At 71.3% G+C, this 3,113-nt stretch carries 5 protein-coding genes; 3 read left to right on the plus strand and 2 right to left on the minus strand.

Features of this window, described 5'->3' with window-relative positions; all coding sequences use genetic code 11:
* On the minus strand, positions 1 to 208 hold a 208-nt coding region (locus AC1D12_RS29330), incomplete at its 3' end, for a hypothetical protein (protein WP_477844705.1).
* A gap of 158 nt (positions 209 to 366) precedes the next feature.
* On the opposite strand from AC1D12_RS29330, the gene AC1D12_RS29335 reads away from it, so the two are divergent.
* Positions 367 to 1,371 (plus strand): fumarylacetoacetate hydrolase family protein, encoded by a 1,005-nt coding sequence (locus tag AC1D12_RS29335; protein WP_477825251.1) that lies wholly within the window; start codon positions 367 to 369, stop codon positions 1,369 to 1,371.
* A gap of 18 nt (positions 1,372 to 1,389) precedes the next feature.
* Positions 1,390 to 2,223: a tetratricopeptide repeat protein gene (locus tag AC1D12_RS29340; protein WP_477844707.1), complete on the plus strand. Its 834-nt coding sequence runs from the start codon at positions 1,390 to 1,392 to the stop codon at positions 2,221 to 2,223.
* Positions 2,224 to 2,238: 15 nt separating this feature from the next.
* Here the strand turns inward: AC1D12_RS29340 and AC1D12_RS29345 are convergent, their stop codons facing one another.
* Complete coding sequence (locus AC1D12_RS29345; RefSeq protein WP_477825250.1) at positions 2,239 to 2,652, minus strand: VOC family protein; 414 nt, start codon at positions 2,650 to 2,652, stop codon at positions 2,239 to 2,241.
* Positions 2,653 to 2,693: 41 nt separating this feature from the next.
* On the opposite strand from AC1D12_RS29345, the gene AC1D12_RS29350 reads away from it, so the two are divergent.
* The coding region (locus AC1D12_RS29350; protein WP_477844709.1) for a TraB/GumN family protein at positions 2,694 to 3,113 on the plus strand (420 nt) is incomplete at its 3' end.

Genomic DNA, 3,113 nt, shown 5'->3' on the forward strand with positions numbered 1-3,113 from the left:
GTGTGTCAGATGGGCGGGGCCTGGGCTCGGTTCGCGCCGAAGCGTCCCGGCGCGGCACGGCCGGGGCCGGCGGCGGCGGCGTGACAACGGCGGCGGCCGCTGCCGCCTCGACCGAGCGCACCTGCATCGCCGACACCACCAGGTCGGAGCGCCCGGCCGATGCGCCGCCCGCGACGCCCTGCCAGGCGGCGGCGTGCATCAGCAGCACGAGGGACAGGGCGGTGAGGGGGGGCAGGATTCGCAAGGGGGCGGGGCGACGGGCAGTCAAGTTGGGGGATGGGAGGCAGATGGGGACCGATCAGGCATCGACAATACGGCAAACCTCATGCCCTTTCCCGGGCCTTTCCCCGATCCTACGGACACCCGATGAAACTCGCCACCTACAAGGACGGCTCGCGCGACGGCCAGCTGGTCGTCGTCTCGCGCGACCTGAGCACCGCCCACTACGCCACCGGCATCGCCACGCGCCTGCAGCAGGTGCTGGACGACTGGAACTTCCTGTCGCCGCAGCTCGAGGATCTTTACGTGACGCTGAACCACGGCAAGACCCGGCATGCCTTCCCGTTCGAGCCGAAGCAGTGCGCCGCGCCGCTGCCGCGCGCCTACCAGTGGGCCGACGGCTCGGCCTTCATCAACCACGTCGAGCTGGTGCGCAAGGCGCGCAACGCCGAGGTGCCGGAGAGCTTCTACACCGACCCGCTGATGTACCAGGGCGGCAGCGACGACTTCATCGGCGCCTGCGACGACATCGTCGTGCCGAGCGAGAAGATGGGCATCGATTTCGAGGCCGAGGTCGCGGTCGTCACCGGCGACGTGCCGATGGGCACCGCGCCGGAGCAGGCGCTGGAGGGCATCCGGCTGCTGATGCTGGCCAACGACGTGTCGCTGCGCCACCTGATTCCGGCCGAGCTGGCGAAGGGCTTCGGCTTCTTCCAGAGCAAGCCGGCGACCGCGTTCAGCCCGGTCGCGGTGACGCCCGACGAACTGGGCGCCGCCTGGAAGGGCGGGCGCGTGCACCTGCCGCTGCAGAGCACCTGGAACGGCAGGAAGGTCGGRCTGTGCGATGCCGGCGAGGAGATGACCTTCCACTTCGGCCAGCTGATCGCCCACATCTGCAAGACGCGCAACGTGCGCGCCGGCAGCATCGTCGGCAGCGGCACGGTCAGCAACAAGGACTGGTCGCGCGGCTACAGCTGCATCGCCGAGAAGCGCGCGATCGAGACCATCGAATCGGGCGAGCCGAAGACCGAGTTCATGCAGTTCGGCGACACGATCCGCATCGAGATGAAGGGGCTCGACGGGCATTCATTGTTCGGTGCGATCGACCAGCAGGTGCGGCAAGGCGGCGGCACGTCCGACGCGGCGGACTGACCTGGGGGAACTGACGCGATGGACATCCGCTCGCTCTGGGATTTCGACGACCCGGCGGCCTCGGAGGCCCTGTTCCGCCGCCTGCTCGCCGATGCGCAAGGTGACGACGCGCTGTCGCTGCGAACGCAGATCGCGCGCACGCACAGCCTGCGGCGCCAGTTCACCGAGGCCCATGCCGAACTCGATGCGATGCTGCAGGCGCTGGACGCGGCGGGCGCCGAACCGCGGGTACGCCACCTGGTGGAACGCGGCCGCACGCTGCGCTCAGCCGGCGAGCGCCAGCAGGCCAGGCCGCTGTTCGCGCAGGCGGTCGATCGGGCGCGCGACGCGCGGCTCGATGAGCTGTTGGTGGACGCGATGCACATGCTCGCGCTCGTCGAGCCGGACACGGCTGACCAGTTGGCCTGGAACGACCGCGCACTGGCCGTCGCGCTGGCATCGGACGAAGCCAACGCCCGCGCCTGGGAAGGCTCGCTGGCCAACAACATCGGGATGAGCCTGCACGGCGCCGGCCGTTTCGACGAGGCGCTGGCGAGCTTCCGGCAGGCGCTCGCGGCGCGCGAGCGTGACGGTCGCCCCTCGCAGGTGCGGATTGCGCAGTGGATGGTGGCGTGGACGCTGCGCGCGATGAAGCGCCACGCCGAGGCACTGGTCCTGCAGCAGCGGCTGGAGCGGGAGTGGGCTGCCGCGGGCGAGGTGGACGGCTGGGTCTATGCCGAGCTGGGCGAGAACCTCGCCGCACTCGGTCGCGAGCCAGAGGCGGGGCCGTGGTTCAGCCGCGCGATCGATGCGCTGGGGAACGACCTGCCGGATCCGGACACCCTGGCGCGGTGGCGCCGTGTGGTCGGTTGAGCGCCAATCCGGGACTCAATGGTCGTAGACGGTGTCCAGCGACCGGAACCCCTTGACCTCGATCGGGTTGCCCGACGGGTCGCGGAAGAACATCGTCCACTGCTCGCCGGGCTGGTTCTCGAAGCGCACGCCCGGTGGCAGCACGAAGTCGGTACCCGCGGCCTGCAGCCGCTGCGCGAGCGCCTGCCAGTCGGGCAGCTCCAGCACCACGCCCAGGTGCGGCATCGGCACCAGGTGCGCACCGACGCGGCCGGTGTCGGTGGTCGCGAACGGCTCGCCCCGATGCAGCGACAGCTGGTGCCCGAAGAAGTCGAAATCGACCCAGGTGTCGGTGCTGCGGCCCTCGCGGCAGCCGAGCACGCCGCCGTAGAAGCGGCGCGCGGCATCGAGGTCGGTGACGTGGAAGGCGAGGTGAAACAGGCTGCGCATGGTGTGGTGGATTCTCGCGCAGCTTGGCTACAGTCGCAGCCATGACGCCTTCCACCCTCGCCCTCGCGCGCCGGCTGCTTGCCGCCCTCCCGTTGCTGTGGTTCGCCGCCGGCGCGCCCGCGCAGGAGGCCGACCCGGCCTGCGCGCAGCAGGCCGCCGCGCAGCAGGCGCGTGCGCTGAGGGCGCAGTCCGATCCCGGCGGCTCGCGCGACCGCGGCTTCCTGTGGCGCCTCAGCAAGGGCGGTCACGACTCATGGCTGTACGGCACGATGCACGTCGCGCGGCCCGACTGGGTGATCCCGGGCCCGGCGGTCGCCGCCGCGCTGCGCGAGAGCCAGCGCATCGCGCTCGAACTCGACATCACCGACGCCGACATCGCGCGCCGGCTCGGTGCCGCGCAAGCCCCCAGTGGCGGCGAGYCGCTGCCCGCGGCGCTGGAGCAACGCCTGCAGGGCCAGGCG

This window comes from Rhizobacter sp. P1_G5 (assembly GCF_056405435.1).

Coding starts and splice junctions, on each gene's coding strand:
- AC1D12_RS29345 (WP_477825250.1), bottom strand. CDS start 2,652: ATGCGCAGCCTGTTTCACCTCGCCTTCCACGTCACCGACCTCGATGCC.
- AC1D12_RS29340 (WP_477844707.1), top strand. CDS start 1,390: ATGGACATCCGCTCGCTCTGGGATTTCGACGACCCGGCGGCCTCGGAG.